This window comes from Demequina sp. NBRC 110052 (assembly GCF_002090075.1).
Lineage (GTDB): Bacteria > Actinomycetota > Actinomycetes > Actinomycetales > Demequinaceae > Demequina.
The window spans coordinates 823203-844569 of sequence record NZ_BBRI01000002.1 but is presented as its reverse complement, the minus strand read 5'-3'; the positions used below and the strand labels follow the sequence as shown (position 1 = coordinate 844569).

Here is a 21367-nt window from a genome sequence, read left to right as displayed (position 1 = left end):
TACTCGCGGCAGCGTGCGAGCCGGCGTCTGCGTCGACGCCGCGCGCTAGAACGAGTCGCGCGGGCCCTCGGAATCGAACGTGTAGGACGGCACGAACTCGAGGATCACCGAGTCCGCATCGAGACCCGCTGCCTCCATGTCGGCGTACACCTGCGCGACGTCGGGCAGCGGGGGAGTGCCCTTGACGAGCACGTGGATCATGCCGTTCTCGCGCGGGGTGACCGACACGATCGTCCACTTCGAGTCTGCGGCCGTGTCTTCGACGTACGTGCGGATCTGGCCGATGCGCGAGTTGTTGGCGATCGCCTGTGCGGTCGACCACGTGAGCGGACCGCTCACCGCGAGCACCAGGACGGCGATCGTGAGGTAGGTGCGCGCGCGTCGGCGGCGCTCCGCCTCCTTGTCCTCAGACGCCTCGAGCCGAAGACGGGAGTATCCGAAGATCCCCATGACGAGCGCGCCAGTCGCGAGGATTGCGGCGACGTTGGTGCCGAACAGGAGCACCGCGCCGAGTGCCTGTGCGGGCTCACCAGACTCCAGCGCGAGCCCCGCGGCGCACAGCGGCGGTACCAGCGAGATCGAGATGGCCACGCCGGGGAGCGTGTCCGAGATGTCCGAGCGGATCAGCGCGATCGAGCCGACGATCCCCACGGCGAGCGCGGCGAACAGGTCGACCAGTCCGGGGGAGACGCGCCCGGCGATCTGGCCGTTGGTCTCGGCGGTCATGGGCTGCACGACGAGCATGCCCAGGACGAATCCGACGGCCACGGCGGCGGTGGCGCCGGCGAGCATGATCACGATCGAGCGCACCAGGTTGCGGTGGTCGCCGATCACCGTGGAGAGCATCGTGCCCTGAATGGGGCGCATGAGCGGCGCGATGATCATGGCGCCGATCACGGTCGCGGTGGAGTCCGCGACGATGCCAGCGGTGGCGATCGCGCTCGCGAGCAGGAGCAGCAGCCAGAACCTGGTGTGCATGGGGCGGACGCGGTCGCCCTCGAAGAAGACCGCGTCGCGCATGTACTGGACGGTGTTGAGCCGTCCAGCCCACCGTGTCTCACGCACCTGCTCGGCCCACGACGTCATGGCGGCTCCTCCGCTCAGGGGCGGACGAAGGGCCGCCTTCAGTCGCAGGCTAGAGCTGGCGCGCGCGCGGTCCCGGTCGCCACGCCGCTGCGGCACGCGCGGCGCATGCCCGACGCTGGGGCAGGGTCAGCCGATCAGCTTCGCTTTCGCCGCGGCGAACTCCGCGTCGTCGAGCAGCCCGGCTGCGCGCATCTCGCCGAGCTGGGTCAGCTTCGCCATGAAGTCGTCCCCGCCCGACGCGGGCGTCACCTGAGCGGGCGGCGCCGGCGCGGGCTCGGCATAGACGGGCGCCTGCTGCGCTGGCATGGAACGCGCTTGCGCACGTGCCGCCTGGCGGCGTGCCACGTTGCCCGACACGGCGGTGGCGGTGCCGGAGATGACGGCGGTCCTGGCCATCGTGCTCAGCAGTCCGGGCCTTCCTACACGGATCGGCATCTCTACTCCTTCTCCTTGGCAGCGACCACGGCGAGCACCTCGTCCGCCACAGGCCCTGGGATGCGGGTTGTCTCGAGGAGTCGTCCGCCCGCGGCGGCGACCGCATCCCGCAGCGGGACCACCCAGGTGTGCTCGAAGCACAGGATCGCGGCCGCGGCTCCAGGCAGCAGTTCGTCCACGAGGTCCTCGACGTCCTCGTCCGAGATCAGCCCGTCGACCTCGGATACGACCTCGCGCAGCGAGTCGAGTCCCGGATCGGAGGCGTCCTCGAGCTCGAGCACGGTGGCGACGCCCTCAGTACTCTTGCGCGCCAGCACCGCGTCGACGATGCGGATCGTCCCGCCGTCCACGAGTCGCTGCAGTTCGGGCACGATCGATCCGTCGAACGTCCCGCGCTCGAAGCCGACCACCACCAGCTCGATAGGTCCCAGTCCCATGCCCGCTCCCCGGCTCGTGGGCCGGCGACGCCGCCCCTGCTTGGGAGGCAATGTCGGCGATGCCTGCCCAGCAACAGGAGAAGCGGCACCCCCTGCACGCGCCTCGCCCCCGCGTCGGGCATGCGACCCGCCGGGCGGGACGATTGTGCGCCCCGGGACGCGAGTGCTAACCTGGCTTCGCTTCCCCCGGAACGGCGCGTATCGCCCCGGCGGACAGCAATCCACGTGTGAGGCGTCCAGCCTTTCGATGACGCACATGCGAACGTACCCGCGTGGATCGACTCGCACTGTTGAAGCCACCCGTGCTCGTGCGAGGGAAGGAACATCCGTGACCGACACCCAGACCGACGCCAACCAGGGCGCGGCACTCAGCGCGATGAAGCTCCCCCAGCTGCAGGCCCTCGCCTCCGAGCTCGGGGTCTCCGGCACCGCGCGCATGCGCAAGGGCGACCTGATCGAGGCCATCCGCAACGGCGGAGTGGTGCCCCCCAAGGCGCCCAAGAAGACGAAGCCCGAGCCCAAGGACGAGGCATCGGCGCAGGCCGAGGCACCCGTCGTGCCGGTGACGCTGCCCGAGGCGAAGTCCTCCGAGGGCGCTCAGCCGGCCGGGGGCGGCGACGAGCAGCGCGGCGAGCGCCGCTCGCGCGGCGACCGCGGCCAGCGCGGGGACCGCCAGCAGGGCCAGTCCGGCCAGCAGGCCGACGCCGCAGAGAGCAACGAGTCCGCCGACGAGCGCGCGCGCCGCGCCAAGGAGGCCGTGAGCCTCGCCGCATCCACCGACGGCGAGGGCAAGAGCGATAACCGCGACGGCGGCAACCGCGGCGACAACCGCCACAGCAACCGCAACCAGGACGACGACGAGCGCGGCGGACGCCGGCGCCGCGGCCGTGGCCGTGGACGCGGCCGCAACCGCGAGCGCGAGGGCGGCGGCAACGACCAGAGCCAGGGCCAGGACGAGGACGAGGCGCGCGAGGGCGAGGAAATCACCCCCGTCGGCGGCATCGTCGACATCGTCGACAACTACGGCTTCATTCGCACCAGCGGCTACCTGCCTGGCAAGGCCGACGTCTACATCTCGACCAACCAGGTCCGCAACTACGGGCTGCGCCGCGGCGACGCCGTCAGCGGCACCGCCCGCCCGCCCCGCCCGGGCGAGCGCGGCCAGCGCCAGAAGTTCTCAGCGCTGCACTCGGTCACGTCCGTCAACGGTCAGACGATCGAGGACGCCAAGGGCCGTCCCGTCTTCGGCGACCTGACGCCCCTGTACCCGCAGCAGCGCCTGCACCTCGAGACCGAGCCGCGCAACATGACCAACCGCGTGATCGACCTCGTCGCCCCGATCGGGAAGGGCCAGCGAGGCCTCATCGTCTCGCCCCCCAAGGCTGGTAAGACCCTCGTGCTGCAGTCGATCGCTAACGCGATCGCGGAGAACAACCCCGAGGTCCACCTCATGGTCGTGCTCGTCGATGAGCGCCCCGAGGAGGTCACGGACATGCAGCGCACGGTCCGCGGCGAAGTCATCGCCTCGACGTTCGACCGTCCCGCGTCCGACCACACCGCGGTCGCCGAGCTCGCGATCGAGCGCGCCAAGCGACTGACCGAGATGGGTCAGGACGTCGTGGTGCTTCTCGACTCGATCACCCGCCTGGGCCGCGCGTACAACATCGCCGCCCCGGCGTCGGGCCGCATCCTCTCCGGTGGTGTCGACTCGTCCGCGCTGTACCCGCCCAAGCGCTTCTTCGGCGCCGCGCGCAACATCGAGCACGGCGGCTCGCTGACAATCCTCGCGACCGCCCTCGTGGAGACCGGCTCGAAGGCCGACGAGGTCATCTTCGAGGAGTTCAAGGGCACCGGAAACATGGAGCTCAAGCTGTCCCGCACGCTGGCCGACCGCCGCATCTTCCCGGCCGTCGACGTCAACGCGTCTGGCACGCGCCGCGAGGAGATCCTCATGAGCGGCGAGGAGCTCAAGATCATGTGGAAGCTGCGTCGCGTGCTCACCGCGCTCGAGCAGCAGCAGGCCATCGAGCTGCTCCTGGGCCGCCTCAAGGAGAACAAGACGAACGCCGAGTTCCTCATGCAGGTCGCCAAGACCACACCAGGCATGGACGAGGACAGCGCGACCAAGTAGCTGTCGCAGCCAGCAGGGGCCCGGAGTCGCCGTGAGGCGGGACCGGGCCCCTGCTGCTCTCCGGCCCCCAGCTGCTCTCGGGCCCAGTGCGCTGGTAGTCGATCAGCGCTGAGATTCGGGTGATCAACCGCAGTCAGTGACTACTGGGGTGCGCGGCGCGCACGTGCCCGGAGCAGGCCAGCCACCTGGTCCCGGCACCACTGAGGCGCGCCGACGATGTCGCGCCAGCCGAAGCGCAGCACCGCGTACCCCGCCGCGATCAGGTCGTTCTGACGCGCGCGATCGGCGTCGCGCGCTGATCGGGTGCCGTGATACCGATCGCCATCGAGTTCCACGACGAGTCTCGCGCTGCGATGAAGCATGTCGACCCTCACCGAGCGCGCGCCGAGCTGCAACGGTGCCTGCCATTCGAACTCCCCGAAGGGCGTGCCGTGAAACACCTCGCGCCGGGCTCTGACCTCGAGAGGCGACGTGGCACCCTCCTCGAACCAGGCCAGCAGCTTCTCCAGTTCCCTGCGCCCGGCGACTCGCGGGACATGAGCGAACTCGGAGCGAAGCTCCCGCCAGGTGCAGGTGCGCGCCCAGAGCGCCTCCCACACGATGCCGCTCCTCTCGTGCGGTGCCGCGTACCGCCACGCATCCAGCAGCGCGCGCGGGGCTGTCACGCATCGAACACCTCCGAAGTGTGACGACGTCGGCGGCACGCCGGTCTGGTGCACACGGATCCACGATGGCGGATGCAGCGTGTCGCCCTTGGCGGAGACGAGGTCCGCGAGAGGCGGCTCCGGAAGTCGCGGATCGCGCAGGTGCAGCGCAAGCGAGCCTGTGACCAGAGTCCGCGGCGCCCACAGGTTCAAGGCCTCACCGCGTACTGCCGGAGTGCTCCGATGGGTTGCGGCGCTGTAGACGTCGGGGAGCAGGCGGATCACGGTTCCTGCGCGCAGGCCCGACTCGAGCGCGTGGCGAGACCATCGCTCCAACAGCTCGGCCCGGGTGAAAGAGTGTGCGTTGGCGTGGAGGAACCGGGTCAGCGGCCGATCGAGCTCGGTCAGGTCGGGCAGGAGGCGCATCGTCGCATCTGAGCACCCGGCACGCGGCTCCGCCGCCGGTGGGTGCCGTGCTGTGCATGAAGACTTCACGGCAGGAGGCTGTGGACGCGGCGGGGCGCCAGCGCGCCAGTCACGCAGTAGTCATTCAGTGTTGCGAACTGCCCCGATCCCGGCCTTCAACGACTACTGGCGCGCGGAGGGAGGGGAGGGGCTTGGAGATGCCCGATGCGTTGGCCGGCAGGGAGGGTCGCCCGGCCTTGACAGGCGTGGCAGAATAGACGGTTGGCTCGGTCTGCGGATCGGGTCCATGGCATCCGGTTCACCGAAGCGAGGTACGCGAGGACCCGGGCGCACATCTAAGGGAGATCATGAAGAAGGACATCCACCCCGAGTACGTGGCCACCACTGTCACGTGCACCTGCGGCAACACGTTCGAGACCAAGTCCACCGAGAAGTCCGGCGCGATCAGCGTCGAGGTCTGCTCGGCCTGCCACCCGTTCTACACGGGCAAGCAGAAGATCATGGACACCGGTGGCCGCGTGGCCCGCTTCGAGAAGCGCTACGGCAACAAGAAGTAACGCCGGATACGCGACGACGTGGCCGAAGCCTTCGCGGCCGTTCAGCCTCTACTGGACGAGTACGCCGACATCGAGAGTCAGCTCGCCGACCCCTCCGTGCATGCGGACGCGGGACGTGCGCGCACGCTCGGGCGTCGGTTCGCGGAGCTCGGTCGCGTCGTCGCGGCGCATCGGGCCTGGAAATCGGCTACCGATGACCTCGAGGCCGCACGCGAGATGGCTGAGCTCGATCCCGAGTTCGCCGCCGAGATCCCCGGACTCGAGCAGGCGGCTGAGGACGCGACGGAGACGCTCCGCCGCATCCTGATCCCGCGCGACCCCGACGACGCACGCGACGTGATCATGGAGATCAAGTCGGGCGAGGGAGGCGAGGAGTCCGCGCTCTTCGCGGGCGACCTGCTGAAGATGTACCTCAAGTTCGCGGAGACCCAGGGCTGGAAGGCCCAGGTGCTCGAGTCGACCGAGACGGACATGGGCGGCTACAAGGACATCTCCGTCGCGATCAAGGCACCCGGCTCGGTGGACCCCGAGAACGGCGTGTGGGCCCACCTCAAGTACGAGGGCGGCGTGCACCGCGTGCAGCGCGTGCCTGCGACCGAGTCGCAGGGCCGCATCCACACCTCCGCCGCGGGAGTGCTCGTGTATCCCGAGGCCGAGGAGGTCGAGGACGTCGAGCTCGACATGAACGACGTCCGCGTGGACGTCTACCGCTCGTCAGGCCCCGGCGGTCAGTCGGTCAACACCACCGACTCCGCGGTCCGCCTCACCCACATCCCCACGGGCATCGTGGTGAGCTGCCAGAACGAGAAGAGCCAGCTCCAGAACAAGGAGTCGGCCATGCGCATCCTGCGTGCCCGCCTGCTCGCCGCCCAGAAGGAGGCGGCGGAGGCCGAGGCCCAGGACATGCGCAAGTCGCAGGTGCGCACCGTGGACCGCTCGGAGCGCATCCGCACCTACAACTTCCCCGAGAACCGGATCGCGGATCACCGCACCGGCTACAAGGCCTACAACCTCGACCACGTCCTCGGAGGCGACCTCGGTCCGGTCATCCAGTCCGCGATCGACGCCGACGAGGCTGCCCGCCTCGCCGCGCACGAGGACTGACGCGTGCCGTCAGTGGGCACGCGCCTGCGCGACATCACCCGGCGTCTCGCCGACGCGGGGGTGCCCTCGCCCGCGCACGACGCCGCGGCGCTCATGGCGCACACGTTCGGCTGGGAGATCTCCGACGTCCGCACCGCCGCTGCGCGTGACGATCACTGGCCCGAGGACCCGCTGGATCACGATCTGCTCGAGGCCCGCGTCGCACGCCGATGCGCGCGCGAGCCGCTGCAGCACATCACGGGCAAGGCGCCGTTCCGCACGCTCGAGCTCCAGGTGGGCGCGGGCGTGTTCGTCCCCCGCCCGGAGACCGAGATCGTCACCGAGGTCGCGCTCGAGCTCGCCCGTGCGGCGAAGCCGGCCCGTGACGGCATGGTGCACGTGACGGACCTGTGCGCGGGATCGGGTGCGATCGGCCTGTCGATCGCCGCGGAGATGGACAATGCGCACGTCGCGCTCGTCGAGGCGAGCGACGAGGCGAACGTGTACCTGCGCCTCAACGCGCGCATGCTCCCGGCGTCGGTCCGCTCGCGTGTGCGCCCCATCCTGGGCGACGCACGCGGCTGTCTGCACCATTTCGAGGGCTGCGCGCAGGTTGTCGTCACCAACCCCCCGTACATCCCCTCGAACGCGGTGCCGCGCGACGTCGAGGTGCGCGAGTACGACCCGCCGGAGGCCCTCTACGGGCTGGGCGACGACGGACTCGCGGTGCCGCGCGCGATCATCGACGAGGCCGCGCGGCTGCTCGACGTGGGCGGCTGGCTCGTGATGGAGCACGGCGAGCTGCAGGGTGAGGCGCTGCGTGCGCACGCCGCGCGCAGCGAGTTCTGGGGCGACATCCACACGCGACAGGACCTCACCGGGCGCGACCGGATGCTCGTCGCGCGCCGCGTCGGCGTCTGAGAGACTTGGCGGCATGATCCACCCCTGCCTCGATCCGTCCTCGTGGGGCCCCTCGATCGACGCCGCCGTGCACGCGGTGGAGCGCGGCGAGGTCATCGTGCTGCCGACCGACACCGTCTATGGCGTGGGCGCGGACGCGTTCCAGCCGAAGGCCGTCGCGGCGGTGCTCGCGGCCAAGGGGCGAGGGCGCCACATGCCGCCGCCGGTCCTGATCCCCGAGATTCGCACGGTGGACGGCCTGGGACGTGACGTCCCGGCGAGCGCGCGTGCGCTCATGGAGGCCTGCTGGCCCGGCCCGCTGACGGTGATCGTGCTCGCGCAGCCGTCCCTCGCATGGGACCTGGGCGAGACGCACGGCACAGTTGCGCTGAGGGTGCCCGACCACGAGGCCGCGCTCGCGCTGCTCAGGCGCACGGGGCCGCTCGCCGTGACCAGCGCGAACCGGACGGGCGAGCCCGCCGCGACCACTGCGTCGGGCGCGCTGGAGCAGCTGGGCGACGCCGTGGCGGTCTACCTCGATGGGGGAGACGCGCCGCTGGGGGTCGCCTCGACCATCGTCGATGCGACGGGGGAGAGGCTGCGGGTCGTCCGCGACGGCGGCATCTCCCGCGCGCGCATCGTGGAGATCGTCGGCGAGGACGCCCTCGCGCCCGCGGAGCAGCCCGGGTGAAGGTCTATCTGACCCTGCTGGCGGTCGCCGCGCTGCTCGCGTACGCGTCGACCCCGGCGATGCGTCACCTGGCGTACAAGGTCGGCGCGGTCACCGCCGTGCGTGCGCGCGACGTGCATTCGCGCCCGACGCCTCGGCTGGGGGGCGTCGCGATCTTCCTGGGGCTCGCAGGTGCGGTCCTCGTGGGCTCGGTCGTGCCGTTCCTGGAGCCGGTCTACGCGGCGTCCGCCGCGCCGTGGGCCTTGCTCGCGGGCGCGGGCCTGGTGTGCGCCCTGGGCATGGCGGACGACATCTGGGACCTCGACTGGATGGCGAAGCTCGCGGGTCAGGTGCTCGCGGCGCTGATCATGGCGTGGGGCGGGGTGCAGCTCGTCACGGTGCCGATCGCTGGCGTGACGATCGGCAGCTCGTATCTGTCGCTTGCGGCGACGGTCATCGTGGTCGTGGTCGCGATCAATGCGGTCAACTTCGTCGATGGACTCGACGGTCTCGCCGCCGGCATGATCGCGATCGGCGGGCTGGCGTTCTTCACCTACACGTATGTGCTGTCGCGTTCGGCCAGCCCGGGCGACTACTCGTCGCTCGCGACGCTGATCCTCGCGGCGCTCGTGGGCGCGTGCGTGGGCTTCCTGCCGCACAACGTGCATCCGGCACGCATCTTCATGGGAGATTCCGGGTCGATGGTGCTGGGCCTCACGATCGCCGGCGCCGCGATCATCGTGACCGGCCAGATCGACCCGACGGTCGTCTCGGCGCGTGAGCGCATCCCGGCATTCATTCCGATCGTGCTCCCGCTCATGGTGGTCGCCGTGCCGCTCGTAGACATGGCCGCCGCCGTGATCCGTCGCACGCTCAAGGGCAAGTCGCCGTTCTCGCCCGACGCTCACCACCTGCATCACCTGCTCCTGCGGGCGGGCCACAGCCACCGCTGGGCCGTCGGCGCGCTGTATCTGTGGACATTCGTGCTGTCGTTCGGCACCGTCTCCACCGTGTTCCTCTCGACGCCGGCCGCGATCGCCGTGATCTGCATCGGCGTGCTCGTCGCAGGCATGATCACGTTCTCGCCTGGCCTCCGGCGCGGGGTCACCCGGGCCTGGGAAGCGGCAGGGCGTGCCGCTGCGCCGCTTCAGCGCCGCTTCACGCCTGAGGGGCGCCATCCCGACGTCTACCCGCCCTACGAGGGCGCCTCCCCGCGCACAGGGGACACGCCCGACGCTGCTTCAGGGGAGCCCGAAGGTGCACCCGAGGACCTGGTCGCGACCGCGTCGGGCGCTGGTACGGTGACCACCGCGTCGGGCGCATCCGGCGAGGCGCCCCAGGAGGAGGAATCGTGACCGCACGCGAGCCGCTCGAGCCGTCCGCAGAGTCGGCCGTCTATCGCAAGGCGCTCACGTGGGGCGCGATCGCCCTCGGCGTGCTCGCGGTCGTCGCCGCAGTGGTCGGCTGGCTGGTCGATGGCGCCATGGGAGCCTGGGCTGCACCCGCGGGCGTCGCGCTCGCGGCCCTCGCGGGACTCTTGACGCCGTGGGCGATGCAGCTCGCTCACACGCGCAGGTCGGACATCATGGCCGCTATCCTGCTGGGTACGTGGCTCGGCAAGATGATCGTCGTCGTGGTGGGTCTCGTGCTGCTGAGCATGGTCCCGGACTTCCCGCGGCCGCTGTTCGGGATCTTCGTGGTTCTGGGTGTCCTGGTGACGCTCGCGGTCGACGTCGCCGTGCTCAGCCGTGGACGCGTCCCCTACACCACGAAACGTTCGAACCATAGGGACGAATAGGCTAGGCTTTCACCCGATTCACCGTCCCCCCTCGGCGCGCCCGCGTGACCACCGACCGAGGACAACCAATGCTGGAGTCTGATGCGACACATCGTGGTAGCCGCGGCCGCTGAAGCGGCGGGAGACGAGCACGGCTCCTCCCAGAACTTCTTCCAGTGGCTGTTCGGTTCCGACGGGTTCCACGCGCCCACCATCGCGGAGTTCTACCCCGAGGCGCTGCTGTGGGGCGGCACCATCTTCGAGTTCAACCGGATCACGCTCGTGCGCGTGATCGCGATGGTCGCGATGATCCTCGTGTTCGCGATCGTCGCGGCGCGCGCCCGCGTCGTGCCGGGGCGCTTCCAGTCGGCCATCGAGCTCGTCCTCGACTTCGTCCGCATCCAGATCGCGGAAGAGGTGATGGGCAAGCAGCACGCGCGTCGCTTCGTGCCGATGCTCACGACTCTCTTCGTCGCCATCGTGTTCTTCAACATCACCGGCGTGATCCCGCTGCTGAACATCGCGGGCACCTCGGTCATCGGTCTGCCGCTGATCATGGCGCTGTGGGTGTACGTCATGTACCTCACCGTCGGCGTGAAGCAGCACGGGCTCGGCAAGTACCTCAAGAACTCGCTGTTCCCGCCAGGCGTGCCGTGGCCGATCTACATCCTGCTCACGCCCATCGAGTTCCTGCAGGTGTTCTTCCTGCGCCCGTTCACCCTGGCGCTGCGACTCACCGCGAACATGATCGCGGGGCACCTGCTGCTCGTCGTCGCCTTCGCCGGCACGCAGTACCTCTTCTTCGAGGCCACCGGCGCCATCAAGGCCGCCGGCGCGCTCACCCTCGCGGGAGGATTCGCGTTCACGCTCTTCGAGATCTTCGTGGCGCTCCTGCAGGCGTACGTCTTCACCATGCTCTCGGCTGTCTACCTCAACATGGCTGTCGAGGAAGAGCACTAAACAGAACGTGCGGGGCCGACGCGCCTCGCAGAACCTATGGAAGGAAATATCGTGGAACTGGACATTGCAGGTCTCGCGACCATCGGTTACGGCCTCGCCACGCTGGGCCCCGGCATCGGTCTGGGCATCCTGATCGGCAAGACCGTCGAGGGCATGGCACGCCAGCCCGAGGTCGCCGGCCAGCTGCGCACCACCATGTTCATCGGTGTCGCGTTCGTCGAGGTGCTCGCGCTCCTGGGCTTCGTGGCCGGCTTCGTCTTCTAAGCGATCCCCATGAGCATTCTCAACGCAGTCACCCTGGCAGCGGAGGAGGGGGCATCACACAACCCGGTGATCCCCCCGCCGTACGACATCCTGTGGTCGTTCGTCATCTTCGTCGTCATCGCGGTGGCCTTCCAGCGCTACCTTCTGCCCAAGCTGCAGAAGGTCCTGGACGAGCGCGCCGAGCTGATCGAGGGCGGCATCTCCAAGGCGGAGAAGGCACAGGCCGAGGCCGCAGCTGCGCTGGAGGAGTACACCGCGCAGCTCACCGAGGCCCGTGCCGAAGCGGCCCGCATCCGCGAGGACGCACGCGCCGAGGCGGCTCAGATCCTGTCCGAGACCCGCGCCAAGGCGTCGAACGACGCCGAGCGCATCGTGGACACCGCGGCTCGGCAGATCGAGGCCGAGCGCCAGCAGACCATCGTCGCCCTGCGCGGCGAGGTCGGCACGCTGGCGGTCGAGCTCGCGTCCAAGATCGTGGGCGAGTCGCTCGCCGACGACGCTCGTCAGCAGCGCGTCATCGACACGTTCCTCGACGATCTCGAGTCGAACGTGAAGGCGAAGGGCTAGCACATGCGAGGCACGAGCCAGGCATCACGAGACGCGTCGCTGCGGGAGATCGACCCGGTCCTCGTCGCAGCCGGGGACGAGGGTGCGTCACTTGCGCGCGACCTCTTCACGGTGGTCGACGCGCTCGACGGATCCGGTTCGCTGCGACGTGCCCTGACCGACCCTGCGCGGGACGCGCAGGCCAAGGCCGGCCTGGTGCGTCAGCTCTTCGGCGCGCTCGACTCGCGAGTCGTCGACGGGGTGACGGTCTTCGTGGGGCATCGCTGGTCCGAGGAGGAGGACCTCGCGGTCGCGATCGAGGACGCGGGGGTCGCGGCGCTGCTCGCCGCGGCCGACTCTGCGGGACGACTCGAGACCGTCGAGGAGGAGCTCTTCCGCGTGCAGCGCATCCTCGAGGGGGACCGTGACCTCCTGGTGGCGCTCTCCAACAGGTCCGTGACACGCGAGGCCCGCGTGCAGCTCCTCGAGGCCCTGCTCAAGGGACGCCTCGACACGCTCACCGAAGCCCTGCTGCGACGGGCAGTCGAGAAGGTGCGCGGTCAGCGACTCATCACGACGATCAAGCACCTCGTCGAGGCTGCGGCAGAACGACGCGGGCGGTGGCTCGCGTCCGTCGTCGCGGCGGTCGAGCTGAGCGCCGCGCAGCGCGCGCGTCTGCAGTCGATCCTCGAAGGCGCCTACGGGCATCAGATCCAGCTCAACGTGGCCGTGGACCCCGAGGTCCTCGGCGGTATCAAGGTTCAGGTCGGGACGGAGGTCGTGGACGGCACCGTCCTCGCCCGCCTCGACCAGGCACGACGACGACTCGTCAGCTAGGCGCTGACACGACAACCTCCGCAGTGAACGCGGATTCGACAGGAGACAGGTCATGACCGACGTGACGATCAGCCCCGAGGAGATCCGGGCTGCTCTCGACAGCTACGTGAAGTCGTATGAGCCCACGGGCGCCGTCGCCGACGAGGTCGGCACGGTCACCCTCGCGGGCGACGGCATCGCGCAGGTCGAGGGCCTCCCCGGCTGCATGGCGAACGAGCTGCTGCGGTTCGAGGACGGAACTCTCGGCCTCGCGCTGAACCTCGACGTCCGCGAGATCGGCGTCGTCGTGCTCGGTGAGTTCACCGGCATCGAGGAGGGCCAGCGAGTCCAGCGCACCGGTGAGGTGCTGTCGGTCGCCGTCGGCGACGGCTACCTGGGCCGTGTGGTCGACCCCCTGGGCACCCCGATCGACGGTCTGGGCGAGATCGAGACGGAGGGCCGTCGCGCCCTCGAGCTGCAGGCGCCCGACGTCATGCAGCGCAAGTCCGTTCACGAGCCGCTCCAGACGGGCCTGAAGTCGATCGACGCCATGATCCCGATCGGCCGCGGCCAGCGTCAGCTGATCATCGGCGACCGCCAGACCGGCAAGACCGCGATCGCGATCGACACGATCATCAACCAGAAGGCCAACTGGGAGTCGGGCGACCCGAGCAAGCAGGTGCGCTGCATCTACGTGGCGATCGGCCAGAAGGGCTCGACCATCGCCTCGGTGCGCGGCGCGCTCGAGGAGGCAGGCGCGCTCGAGTACACGACGATCGTCGCAGCGCCCGCGTCGGACCCCGCAGGCTTCAAGTACCTCGCGCCCTACACCGGCTCGGCCATCGGCCAGCACTGGATGTACGACGGCAAGCACGTCCTGATCATCTTCGATGACTTGTCGAAGCAGGCCGAGGCCTACCGCGCCGTGTCGCTGCTGCTGCGCCGGCCGCCGGGCCGCGAGGCGTACCCGGGCGACGTCTTCTACCTGCACTCCCGCCTGCTCGAGCGTTGCGCCAAGCTGTCGGACGAGATGGGCGCGGGCTCGATGACGGGTCTGCCCGTGATCGAGACCAAGGCGAACGACGTCTCGGCGTACATTCCGACGAACGTGATCTCGATCACCGACGGCCAGATCTTCCTCCAGTCGGACCTCTTCAACGCGAACCAGCGTCCCGCGATCGACGTGGGCATCTCGGTTTCCCGCGTCGGTGGATCCGCGCAGGTCAAGGCGATGAAGAAGGTCTCCGGAACCCTGAAGATCGACCTGGCGCAGTACCGCTCGCTCGAGGCGTTCGCGATGTTCGCCTCCGACCTCGACGCGGCCTCGCGTCAGCAGCTCACCCGTGGTGCGCGCCTCATGGAGCTGCTCAAGCAGCCCCAGTACTCGCCGTACCCGGTCGAGGAGCAGGTCGTGTCGATCTGGGCCGGCACCAAGGGCAAGCTCGACAAGATCCCGCTCGCTGACGTGCTGCGCTTCGAGCGTGAGCTGATCGACCACCTGCGCCGCGACACCTCGGTGCTGGATGACATCGCGTCGACGGGACAGCTGTCCGACGAGACCGAGTCCGCGCTGGCTGCGGCCGTCGATGACTACCTCTCGACGTTCCTCGAGTCCGAGGGCACGGAGCTCAGCACGACCGCCTCGATCGAGGGCGGCGGCGACGTGGATGTCGAGCAGGAGCAGATCGTCGCGAAGAAGAAGAAGTAGGGACGATGAGCGGCAAGCAGCGCGAGTACCGGGGGCGGATCCGGTCCACGCAATCGCTGAAGAAGATCTTCCGCGCGATGGAGCTGATCGCTGCGTCGCGCATCGGGAAGGCTCGAGAGCGCGTGGGCATGGCCGCTCCGTACACCCGTGCGATCCAGCGTTCGATCAGCTCGGTGGCCTATCACTCGGATACGGATCACCCGCTCACGTCCGAGCGCCCTGACACCAACCGAGTCGCGATGCTCGTCGTCACGGCGGACCGCGGCATGGCGGGCGCGTACTCGGCCAACGTCCTGCGCGAGGCCGAGCGCCTGCGCGAGAGGCTCGAGGCCGAGGGCAAGGAGGTCGTCCAGTACGCCTCCGGGCGCCGTGCGGTGTCGTACTACCGGTTCCGCCACCGTGAGCTCGCGGGCTCGTGGGACGACGGCTCGGACGCTCCCGAGTTCGCACGCGCAGTCGAGATCGCCGATGCGCTCTCGGAGGCGTTCCTCAAGGGCGCAGCGGAGGGCGGCGTCTCGGAGATCCACGTGGTCTACACGCGATTCCGTTCCATGGTCACGCAGGAGCCGTGGGTCATCCGCATGCTCCCGATCGAGGTCGTGGAGGGCGTCGAGGAGTCGACCGGCGAGATCGAACCCCTGTACGACTTCGAGCCGAGCGCCGACGAGGTGCTCGACGCCCTGTACCCGCGCTACATCCGCGCGCGCATCTTCACCTGTCTTCTGCAGGCGGCGGCCTCCGAGCTCGCGAACCGCCAGCGTGCGATGAACACCGCCGTGACGAACGCGGAGGACATCATCCGTCAGTACACCCGACTCGCCAACTCGGCGCGTCAGGCAGAGATCACCCAGGAAATCAGCGAGATCGTCTCCGGCGCGGATGCGCTGGCGGCGAGCTCGTGACCGGAAGCGAGAGAGCAATGACTCCCACTGCGAAGACCGCCTCGACCGTCGGGGACGAGGTCGACGAGGCGACCCCCGCCGCGCACGGACCCGTCACGGGCCGCGTGGCGCGCGTGATCGGCCCGGTCGTCGACATCGAGTTCCCCGCGGACGCGATCCCTGACATCTACAACGCGCTCACGACCGAGATCGACCTGACCACCCAGGGCGAGTCGGAGACCGTGCTGCGCATGACCCTCGAGGTCGCGCAGCACCTCGGCGACAACATGGTGCGCGCCATCGCGCTGAAGCCGACCGATGGCCTGGTGCGCGGCGCGACCGTGACCGACACCGGTGCGCCGATCTCGGTGCCCGTGGGCGACGTCACCAAGGGCCACGTGTTCAACGTGACCGGCGAGGTGCTGAACGCCAAGGAGGGCGAGACGGTCGAGGTCGGCGAGACCTGGCCCATCCACCGCAAGCCCCCGGCCTTCGACCAGCTCGAGTCCAAGACTCAGATGTTCGAGACGGGCATCAAGGTCATCGACCTCCTCACCCCCTATGTGCAGGGTGGAAAGATCGGCCTCTTCGGTGGTGCGGGCGTCGGCAAGACCGTCCTCATCCAGGAGATGATCTACCGCGTCGCCAACAACCACAACGGTGTCTCGGTCTTCGCCGGCGTCGGCGAGCGCACGCGTGAGGGCAACGATCTCATCGAGGAGATGACCGAGTCGGGCGTCATCAACCAGACCGCGCTGGTCTTCGGCCAGATGGACGAGCCGCCGGGCACGCGTCTGCGCGTCGCTCTGTCCGCGCTCACGATGGCGGAGTACTTCCGCGACGTGCAGAAGCAGGACGTGCTGCTGTTCATCGACAACATCTTCCGCTTCACGCAGGCGGGTTCCGAGGTGTCGACGCTGCTGGGCCGCATGCCCTCGGCCGTGGGCTACCAGCCGAACCTCGCGGACGAGATGGGTCAGCTGCAGGAGCGCATCACCTCGACTCGCGGCCACTCGATCACCTCGCTACAGGCGATCTACGTGCCCGCGGACGACTACACCGACCCGGCGCCGGCCACGACGTTCGCGCACCTCGATGCGACGACCGAGCTGAGCCGTGAGATCGCGTCGAAGGGTCTGTACCCTGCGGTCGACCCGCTGACGTCGACCTCGCGCATCCTGGACCCGCGCTACGTGGGCAAGGACCACTACGAGGTGGCGAACGCGGTCAAGTCGATCCTCCAGCGCAACAAGGAACTGCAGGACATCATCGCGATCCTCGGTGTCGACGAGCTGTCCGAGGAGGACAAGATCATCGTCGCCCGTGCGCGCAAGATCCAGCAGTTCCTGTCGCAGAACACCTACATGGCGACGCAGTTCACCGGCGTGCCCGGCTCGACCGTGCCGCTGAGCGAGACCATCGAGGCGTTCAAGGGCATCGTCGAGGGTCAGTACGACCACATCTCGGAGCAGGCGTTCTTCAACATCGGTGGTCTCGAGGACCTAGAGAAGGCATGGGCCCGGATCCAGAAGGAGATCGGCTAGCTCATGGCTGCCACCATCACGGTCGACATCGTCGCCCCGGACCAGACTCTCTGGTCCGGGACGGCGCGGTCGGTGTCCGCACCCACCGTCGAGGGATCGATCGGCCTGCTCGCGCAGCATGAGCCGGTGCTCGCAGTGCTCCGTGCGGGCTCGGTCGCGGTCGTCGGCGAGGACGGTGCCCGCACCGAGGTCGCGATCGAGGGCGGCTTCCTTTCGTTCGATCAGGACAAGGTGACGATCGTCGCCGACGCCGGGTCGGGCCTCGCTGCGTACGAGTAGCCCCGGATGCGGGTCGTCATCGCCCGCTGCGCCGCCCGGTACACGGGCAGGCTCAGCGCTCATCTGCCGCTCGCGACGCGCGCGATTATGGTGAAGGCCGATGGGTCGGTCCTGCTTCATTCCGACGGAGGCTCGTACAAGCCGCTGAACTGGATGAGCCCTCCGTGCACCATGCGTGAGCTCCCGCCAGAGCCCGAGGCCGTCGAGCGCGGCGTCGCATCCGTCTGGGTCGTGCAGCACCAGAAGTCGGACGACCGCCTCGAGATCGACCTTCACGAGGTGATCTCCGACACCGAGCATGAGCTGGGCGTCGACCCCGGGCTGATCAAGGACGGCGTGGAGGCACACCTCCAGGAGCTCCTGGCCGACCAGGTGTCGCTGCTGGGCCAGGGATACACGCTGGTGCGCCGTGAGTTCCCGACCGCGATCGGTCCCGTGGACATCATGGCCCGCGACGGCGCTGGCGGCTCCGTCGCCGTCGAGATCAAGCGCAGGGGAGAGATCGACGGAGTCGAGCAGCTCACTCGGTATCTCGAGCTCCTGAACCGCGACCCGCTGCTCGCTCCTGTGCAGGGCGTCTTCGCCGCGCAGGAGATCAAGCCGCAGGCGCGCGTGCTCGCCGAGGACCGCGGGATTCGCTGCGTCGTGCTCGACTACGAGGCGATGCGCGGGTCCGAGGACCTCTCCTCGCGCCTGTTCTGACACTCCAGCACGTCCGTGCGCCGGCCCTTGGGGTCGTGCGTATCGAAACGTTTCGGTACACTCGTTCCCATGACTTCACGCTTCCCTGACACGTTCCTGCTCGGCGCCGCCACGGCGTCCTACCAGATCGAGGGCGGCGCGACCGAGGGCGGTCGCGGCGTCTCCATCTGGGACACGTTCTCGCACACCCCCGGCAAGGTCGTCGGCGGTGACACTGGCGACGTCGCTTGCGACCACTTCCACCGATGGGAGGGCGACATCGACATGATGGCCGACCTCGGCCTCCAGGCGTATCGCTTCTCGATCGCGTGGCCGCGCGTACAGCCGCTCGGCACCGGCGACTTCAACCAGGAGGGCATCGACTTCTACCGTGGCATCATCGAGCGCCTCAAGGACAAGGGCATCCGTCCGCTCGTGACGCTCTACCACTGGGACCTGCCCCAGCCCCTCGAGGACGAGGGCGGCTGGCTGAGCCGCGACACGGTGGACGCGTTCGTGGTGTACGCGACGCGCATGGTCGAGGAGTTCGGCGCCGACGTCGAGTTCTGGACCACCTTCAATGAGCCGTGGGTGAGCTCGTTCGTGGGCTACGGCGCCGGCGCGCACGCGCCGGGTCATGCCGATGACGTCGAGGCTCTCGTCGCCGCGCATCACCTCAACCTCGCTCACGCTCGCGCGTACCGCGCGATGAAGCGCGTGAACGACGGGATCCAGATCGGTCTCGTCAACAACTGCCACACACCTCGCCCGTGGGACCCCTCGAACCCCAAGGACCGCTGGGCGGCGGCACACATCGATGCGCTCGCGAACACGATGTTCCACGAGCCCTTCACGCACGGCACGTACCCCGAGGTGCTGAAGCCCAATACCGCGCACCTGACCGACTGGTCATTCGTGCACGAGGGTGACCTCGCGGAGATGCACGGCGCCGTGGACTGGTTCGGCGTGAACTACTACGCGAGCCATCTCGTGCGTCACAACCCGCATAAGGCTGCCGCTGCGTCGGACGTGGCCACCCTGGCGGACGGCCACAAGGCGGGGGCGAACTCCCCGTGGCCCGGCGATGAGGAGATCGAGTTCATGCCGCCGCTGGGCAAGCGCACGGCGATGGGCTGGAACGTGGACCCGAGCGCGCTCACCGCGCACCTGCTGAAGATCCACCGCGAGACCGGTGTGCCGATCTACGTGACGGAGAACGGCTCGGCGTGGGACGACATGCTCGAGCCGGACGGTCGCGTGCGCGATGAGGACCGCATCGACTATTTCCGCGGCCACCTTCAGGCAGTGCTGAACGCGATCGACGAGGGCGCGGACGTCCGCGGCTACATGGCCTGGTCGCTCATGGACAACTTCGAGTGGGCGCAGGGGTACGCCAAGCGCTTCGGCATGGTTCACGTGGACTACGACACGCTCGTGCGGACCTGGAAGGACTCGGCGTACTGGTACCGCGAGACCCTGCGCACGCGCGAGATCGCTCCTGCGGACGTCGAGGTGGAGACTCCGGCGCGCACGTACTGAGCGCGCGGGAGGCGTCAGCGCCCCGGTTGGACTGCTCGGCGCTGCTGAGGAGGCGTGGGTCGCCCGGCTCGCAACGGCACGAGACGATGCACGCCCGACGCGTCTGCCCCCTTTCGTAGACTGGTCACCATGCCCTCGAAGCGCCGTTCCTCGAAGCGCCCGTACGGCCAGCCTCACGCCGAGCTGGACGTCGAGCGCCTCGCGGGCTCGGTGGGCGCGCGGCGCGAGATCGGTCCGGGCGGCGAGGAGTACCGCGTCGCGGTGCCTCGACCCACGGACAAGACGTACGTGTGCCCTGCCTGCAGCCAGGAGATCGACGGCTCCACGCCGCACCTCGTGGCGTGGGCCGCCGATGGCCTGTTCGGAGCCGAGGCCGCAGCCGCGGCGCGCAGGCACTGGCATACGCACTGCTGGAACACCTATGGGAGGTCGCGTGGCTGACACGGATGGCACAGGCGAGGAGCTCGCGGAGATCCGCTCGATGACGGTCCTGCCGGCTGTCCGGGAGGACATCGAGCTGCGCACCGAGGACGGGCTCACGCTCGTCGGTGAGCTCGCGCTGCCCGCCTCGGGCAATGTCGAGGCGGTGCTCGTGACCCTGCACCCGCTGCCAACGCACGGCGGCTTCATGGATTCCCACGTGTACCGCAAGGCCGCGTGGCGCCTGCCCTATCTGGCGGATGTCGCGGTGCTGCGCTTCAATACTCGCGGCACAGCCTCGCCGCGCGGCACCTCCGAGGGTGAGTTCGAGGGAGGCGTGGGGGAGGCGCACGACCTGCGCGCCGCCGTCGCCTACGTCAAGGAGCGGGGGCTTCCGACGCCGTGGCTCGTGGGCTGGAGCTTCGGCACCGAGGTCACGCTCATGCACGGTGCCGAGGAGGACGTGCGTGGCGCGATCCTGCTGTCGCCGCCCCTGCACCGGGCGAAGGAGCAGGACCTCGAGAACTGGGCGGCCTCCGGCAAGCCCGTGACGGCGCTCGTGCCCGAGCACGACGACTTCCTGAAGCCCGACGAGGCCCGCGACCGTTTCACGCCGCTCACGCAGCTGGAGCTGGTCGCCGTCGAGGACGCCAAGCACCTGTGGGTGGGGGAGAAGCACGTGCGTCTCGTCCTGGACGAGATCGTCGCAAGGGTCGCGCCGCGCCGAGCGCCGCTGCCCACGCACGTGCCGGCGTCCGTGGTGCAATAGAGACGCGGCTGCCGACGGGCAGCCGCACCAACGTCAGGAGAGGACCGGTCGTGACCTCGATCCCCGACGGCACCCCCGTGGTGCTCCTCAACGCCTTCCCCGTGGACCGCGCACAGTGGGAGCCGCTGCTCGCGGCTCTCGCCGACGCAGGCGCGGTGCACGGCGATGTCATCTCGTTCGACATGCCTGGCATCGGCGAGATGCCCCTACCGGACGAGGAGCCCTCGCTCGAGCTCATCGCCGACGCGGCCGTCGCCGCGATGCGGGAGGCGACAGGTCACGACGCCGCCGCCTGGATCGGCTGCTCGATGGGCGGCTACGTCGCGATGGCGGTCGTGGAGCGCCAGCCCGACGCGGTGGCGGGGCTCGGACTCATCGCTACGCGGGCGACGGCAGACGCCGAGGAGGCGCGCGCGAAGCGGCTGGAGACGGCTGCCGCGCTCGACGGCGCTGACGGTGCCCCGGACCCGCGCGCAATGGCCGAGGGACTGATCGGCACGCAGGGCAAGGCACGCGAGGCGCTCGTGCAGGACATCGCGGACAACATCGGGCAGCACTCGGGCGACGGAATTGCTTGGGGACAGCGAGCGATGGCGGCGCGGCCCGAGCGCACCGGCGCGCTCGCGAACGTCGAGGTGCCCGCCGTCGTCATCGGGGGCGCGCTCGACGCGCTCGTCCCGGAAGGCGACCTGGCCGCGATGGCGCAGGCGTTGGGAACCGAGCCCGTCATCCTCGACGGCGTGGGCCACCTCGCTGCGTTCGAGGCGCCGGGCGAGGTCGCGAGGCTGCTGGCCCCACTGTTCGACCTCTGAAC

Annotated in this window: 24 protein-coding genes; 20 read left to right on the top strand and 4 right to left on the bottom strand. The window is 69.3% G+C overall.

Going from position 1 to position 21367, the window contains the following annotated elements; all coding sequences use genetic code 11:
- Positions 1 to 45: 45 nt before the first annotated feature.
- From B7K21_RS04110 to B7K21_RS04100, 3 genes are all read right to left on the bottom strand, one after another.
- On the bottom strand, positions 46 to 1086 hold the full coding sequence (locus B7K21_RS04110) for a TIGR00341 family protein (protein WP_084073943.1): 1041 nt from the start codon (positions 1084 to 1086) through the stop codon (positions 46 to 48).
- A 126-nt stretch (positions 1087 to 1212) separates the two neighbouring features.
- Positions 1213 to 1521, bottom strand: a complete 309-nt coding sequence (locus B7K21_RS04105) for an SHOCT domain-containing protein (RefSeq protein ID WP_084073942.1) — start codon at positions 1519 to 1521, stop codon at positions 1213 to 1215.
- 2 nt (positions 1522 to 1523) lie between these two features.
- Positions 1524 to 1958: a DUF6325 family protein gene (locus tag B7K21_RS04100; RefSeq protein WP_084073941.1), complete on the bottom strand. Its 435-nt coding sequence runs from the start codon at positions 1956 to 1958 to the stop codon at positions 1524 to 1526.
- A 256-nt stretch (positions 1959 to 2214) separates the two neighbouring features.
- Between B7K21_RS04100 and rho the strand changes: the two genes are divergently transcribed.
- Entirely contained in the window at positions 2215 to 4089 is a 1875-nt protein-coding gene (gene rho / locus B7K21_RS04095) for a transcription termination factor Rho (protein WP_200806237.1), read from the top strand.
- Positions 4090 to 4229: 140 nt separating this feature from the next.
- On the opposite strand, the gene B7K21_RS04090 is transcribed toward rho, so the two are convergent.
- Positions 4230 to 5159 carry an endonuclease domain-containing protein gene (locus tag B7K21_RS04090; RefSeq protein ID WP_084073939.1) on the bottom strand — a complete coding sequence of 310 codons (930 nt, stop codon included), beginning with the start codon at positions 5157 to 5159 and terminating at the stop codon, positions 4230 to 4232.
- Between the two features lie 347 nt (positions 5160 to 5506).
- On the opposite strand from B7K21_RS04090, the gene rpmE reads away from it, so the two are divergent.
- The 19 genes from rpmE to B7K21_RS03995 all read left to right on the top strand — a co-directional run bounded on the left by rpmE (position 5507) and on the right by B7K21_RS03995 (position 21365).
- Positions 5507 to 5716: a 50S ribosomal protein L31 gene (gene rpmE / locus B7K21_RS04085; protein WP_084073938.1), complete on the top strand. Its 210-nt coding sequence runs from the start codon at positions 5507 to 5509 to the stop codon at positions 5714 to 5716.
- An 18-nt stretch (positions 5717 to 5734) separates the two neighbouring features.
- Positions 5735 to 6820 carry a peptide chain release factor 1 gene (gene prfA, locus B7K21_RS04080; RefSeq protein WP_084073937.1) on the top strand — a complete coding sequence of 362 codons (1086 nt, stop codon included), beginning with the start codon at positions 5735 to 5737 and terminating at the stop codon, positions 6818 to 6820.
- Positions 6821 to 6823: 3 nt separating this feature from the next.
- The gene (gene prmC, locus B7K21_RS04075; protein ID WP_200806236.1) at positions 6824 to 7720 is read left to right on the top strand and encodes a peptide chain release factor N(5)-glutamine methyltransferase; all 897 of its coding nucleotides are present in this window, start codon (positions 6824 to 6826) and stop codon (positions 7718 to 7720) included.
- Between the two features lie 13 nt (positions 7721 to 7733).
- Positions 7734 to 8390 carry an L-threonylcarbamoyladenylate synthase gene (locus B7K21_RS04070; RefSeq protein ID WP_084073936.1) on the top strand — a complete coding sequence of 219 codons (657 nt, stop codon included), beginning with the start codon at positions 7734 to 7736 and terminating at the stop codon, positions 8388 to 8390.
- Complete coding sequence (locus B7K21_RS04065) at positions 8387 to 9724, top strand: MraY family glycosyltransferase (protein ID WP_084073935.1); 1338 nt, start codon at positions 8387 to 8389, stop codon at positions 9722 to 9724. Before B7K21_RS04070 ends, B7K21_RS04065 begins: the two co-directional genes overlap by 4 nt.
- Positions 9721 to 10167, top strand: a complete 447-nt coding sequence (locus tag B7K21_RS04060) for a hypothetical protein (RefSeq protein WP_084073934.1) — start codon at positions 9721 to 9723, stop codon at positions 10165 to 10167. Before B7K21_RS04065 ends, B7K21_RS04060 begins: the two co-directional genes overlap by 4 nt.
- Before the next feature lie 81 nt (positions 10168 to 10248).
- Positions 10249 to 11106 carry a F0F1 ATP synthase subunit A gene (gene atpB / locus B7K21_RS04055; RefSeq protein WP_084073933.1) on the top strand — a complete coding sequence of 286 codons (858 nt, stop codon included), beginning with the start codon at positions 10249 to 10251 and terminating at the stop codon, positions 11104 to 11106.
- A gap of 36 nt (positions 11107 to 11142) precedes the next feature.
- Complete coding sequence (locus B7K21_RS04050; RefSeq protein ID WP_084073932.1) at positions 11143 to 11370, top strand: ATP synthase F0 subunit C; 228 nt, start codon at positions 11143 to 11145, stop codon at positions 11368 to 11370.
- Between the two features lie 9 nt (positions 11371 to 11379).
- Positions 11380 to 11937 carry a F0F1 ATP synthase subunit B gene (locus B7K21_RS04045; protein ID WP_200806235.1) on the top strand — a complete coding sequence of 186 codons (558 nt, stop codon included), beginning with the start codon at positions 11380 to 11382 and terminating at the stop codon, positions 11935 to 11937.
- A gap of 3 nt (positions 11938 to 11940) precedes the next feature.
- Positions 11941 to 12753 (top strand): F0F1 ATP synthase subunit delta, encoded by an 813-nt coding sequence (locus B7K21_RS04040; RefSeq protein WP_084073931.1) that lies wholly within the window; start codon positions 11941 to 11943, stop codon positions 12751 to 12753.
- Positions 12754 to 12805: 52 nt separating this feature from the next.
- Positions 12806 to 14440 (top strand): F0F1 ATP synthase subunit alpha, encoded by a 1635-nt coding sequence (atpA, locus tag B7K21_RS04035; protein ID WP_084073930.1) that lies wholly within the window; start codon positions 12806 to 12808, stop codon positions 14438 to 14440.
- Positions 14441 to 14445: 5 nt separating this feature from the next.
- Positions 14446 to 15342 carry a F0F1 ATP synthase subunit gamma gene (locus tag B7K21_RS04030; RefSeq protein WP_084073929.1) on the top strand — a complete coding sequence of 299 codons (897 nt, stop codon included), beginning with the start codon at positions 14446 to 14448 and terminating at the stop codon, positions 15340 to 15342.
- A gap of 17 nt (positions 15343 to 15359) precedes the next feature.
- Positions 15360 to 16865 (top strand): F0F1 ATP synthase subunit beta, encoded by a 1506-nt coding sequence (atpD, locus tag B7K21_RS04025; protein WP_084073928.1) that lies wholly within the window; start codon positions 15360 to 15362, stop codon positions 16863 to 16865.
- Between the two features lie 3 nt (positions 16866 to 16868).
- Positions 16869 to 17144 (top strand): F0F1 ATP synthase subunit epsilon, encoded by a 276-nt coding sequence (locus B7K21_RS04020; RefSeq protein ID WP_084073927.1) that lies wholly within the window; start codon positions 16869 to 16871, stop codon positions 17142 to 17144.
- 6 nt (positions 17145 to 17150) lie between these two features.
- Positions 17151 to 17846: an endonuclease NucS gene (nucS, locus tag B7K21_RS04015; RefSeq protein ID WP_084073926.1), complete on the top strand. Its 696-nt coding sequence runs from the start codon at positions 17151 to 17153 to the stop codon at positions 17844 to 17846.
- A 69-nt stretch (positions 17847 to 17915) separates the two neighbouring features.
- Positions 17916 to 19364, top strand: coding sequence for a glycoside hydrolase family 1 protein (locus B7K21_RS04010; protein ID WP_084073925.1), 1449 nt, complete (start codon positions 17916 to 17918; stop codon positions 19362 to 19364).
- Between the two features lie 129 nt (positions 19365 to 19493).
- Positions 19494 to 19805 (top strand): hypothetical protein, encoded by a 312-nt coding sequence (locus tag B7K21_RS04005; RefSeq protein WP_084073924.1) that lies wholly within the window; start codon positions 19494 to 19496, stop codon positions 19803 to 19805.
- Positions 19786 to 20553, top strand: coding sequence for an alpha/beta fold hydrolase (locus B7K21_RS04000; RefSeq protein ID WP_084073923.1), 768 nt, complete (start codon positions 19786 to 19788; stop codon positions 20551 to 20553). Before B7K21_RS04005 ends, B7K21_RS04000 begins: the two co-directional genes overlap by 20 nt.
- 50 nt (positions 20554 to 20603) lie before the next feature.
- Positions 20604 to 21365 carry an alpha/beta fold hydrolase gene (locus B7K21_RS03995; protein WP_159448405.1) on the top strand — a complete coding sequence of 254 codons (762 nt, stop codon included), beginning with the start codon at positions 20604 to 20606 and terminating at the stop codon, positions 21363 to 21365.
- Positions 21366 to 21367: the final 2 nt, after the last annotated feature.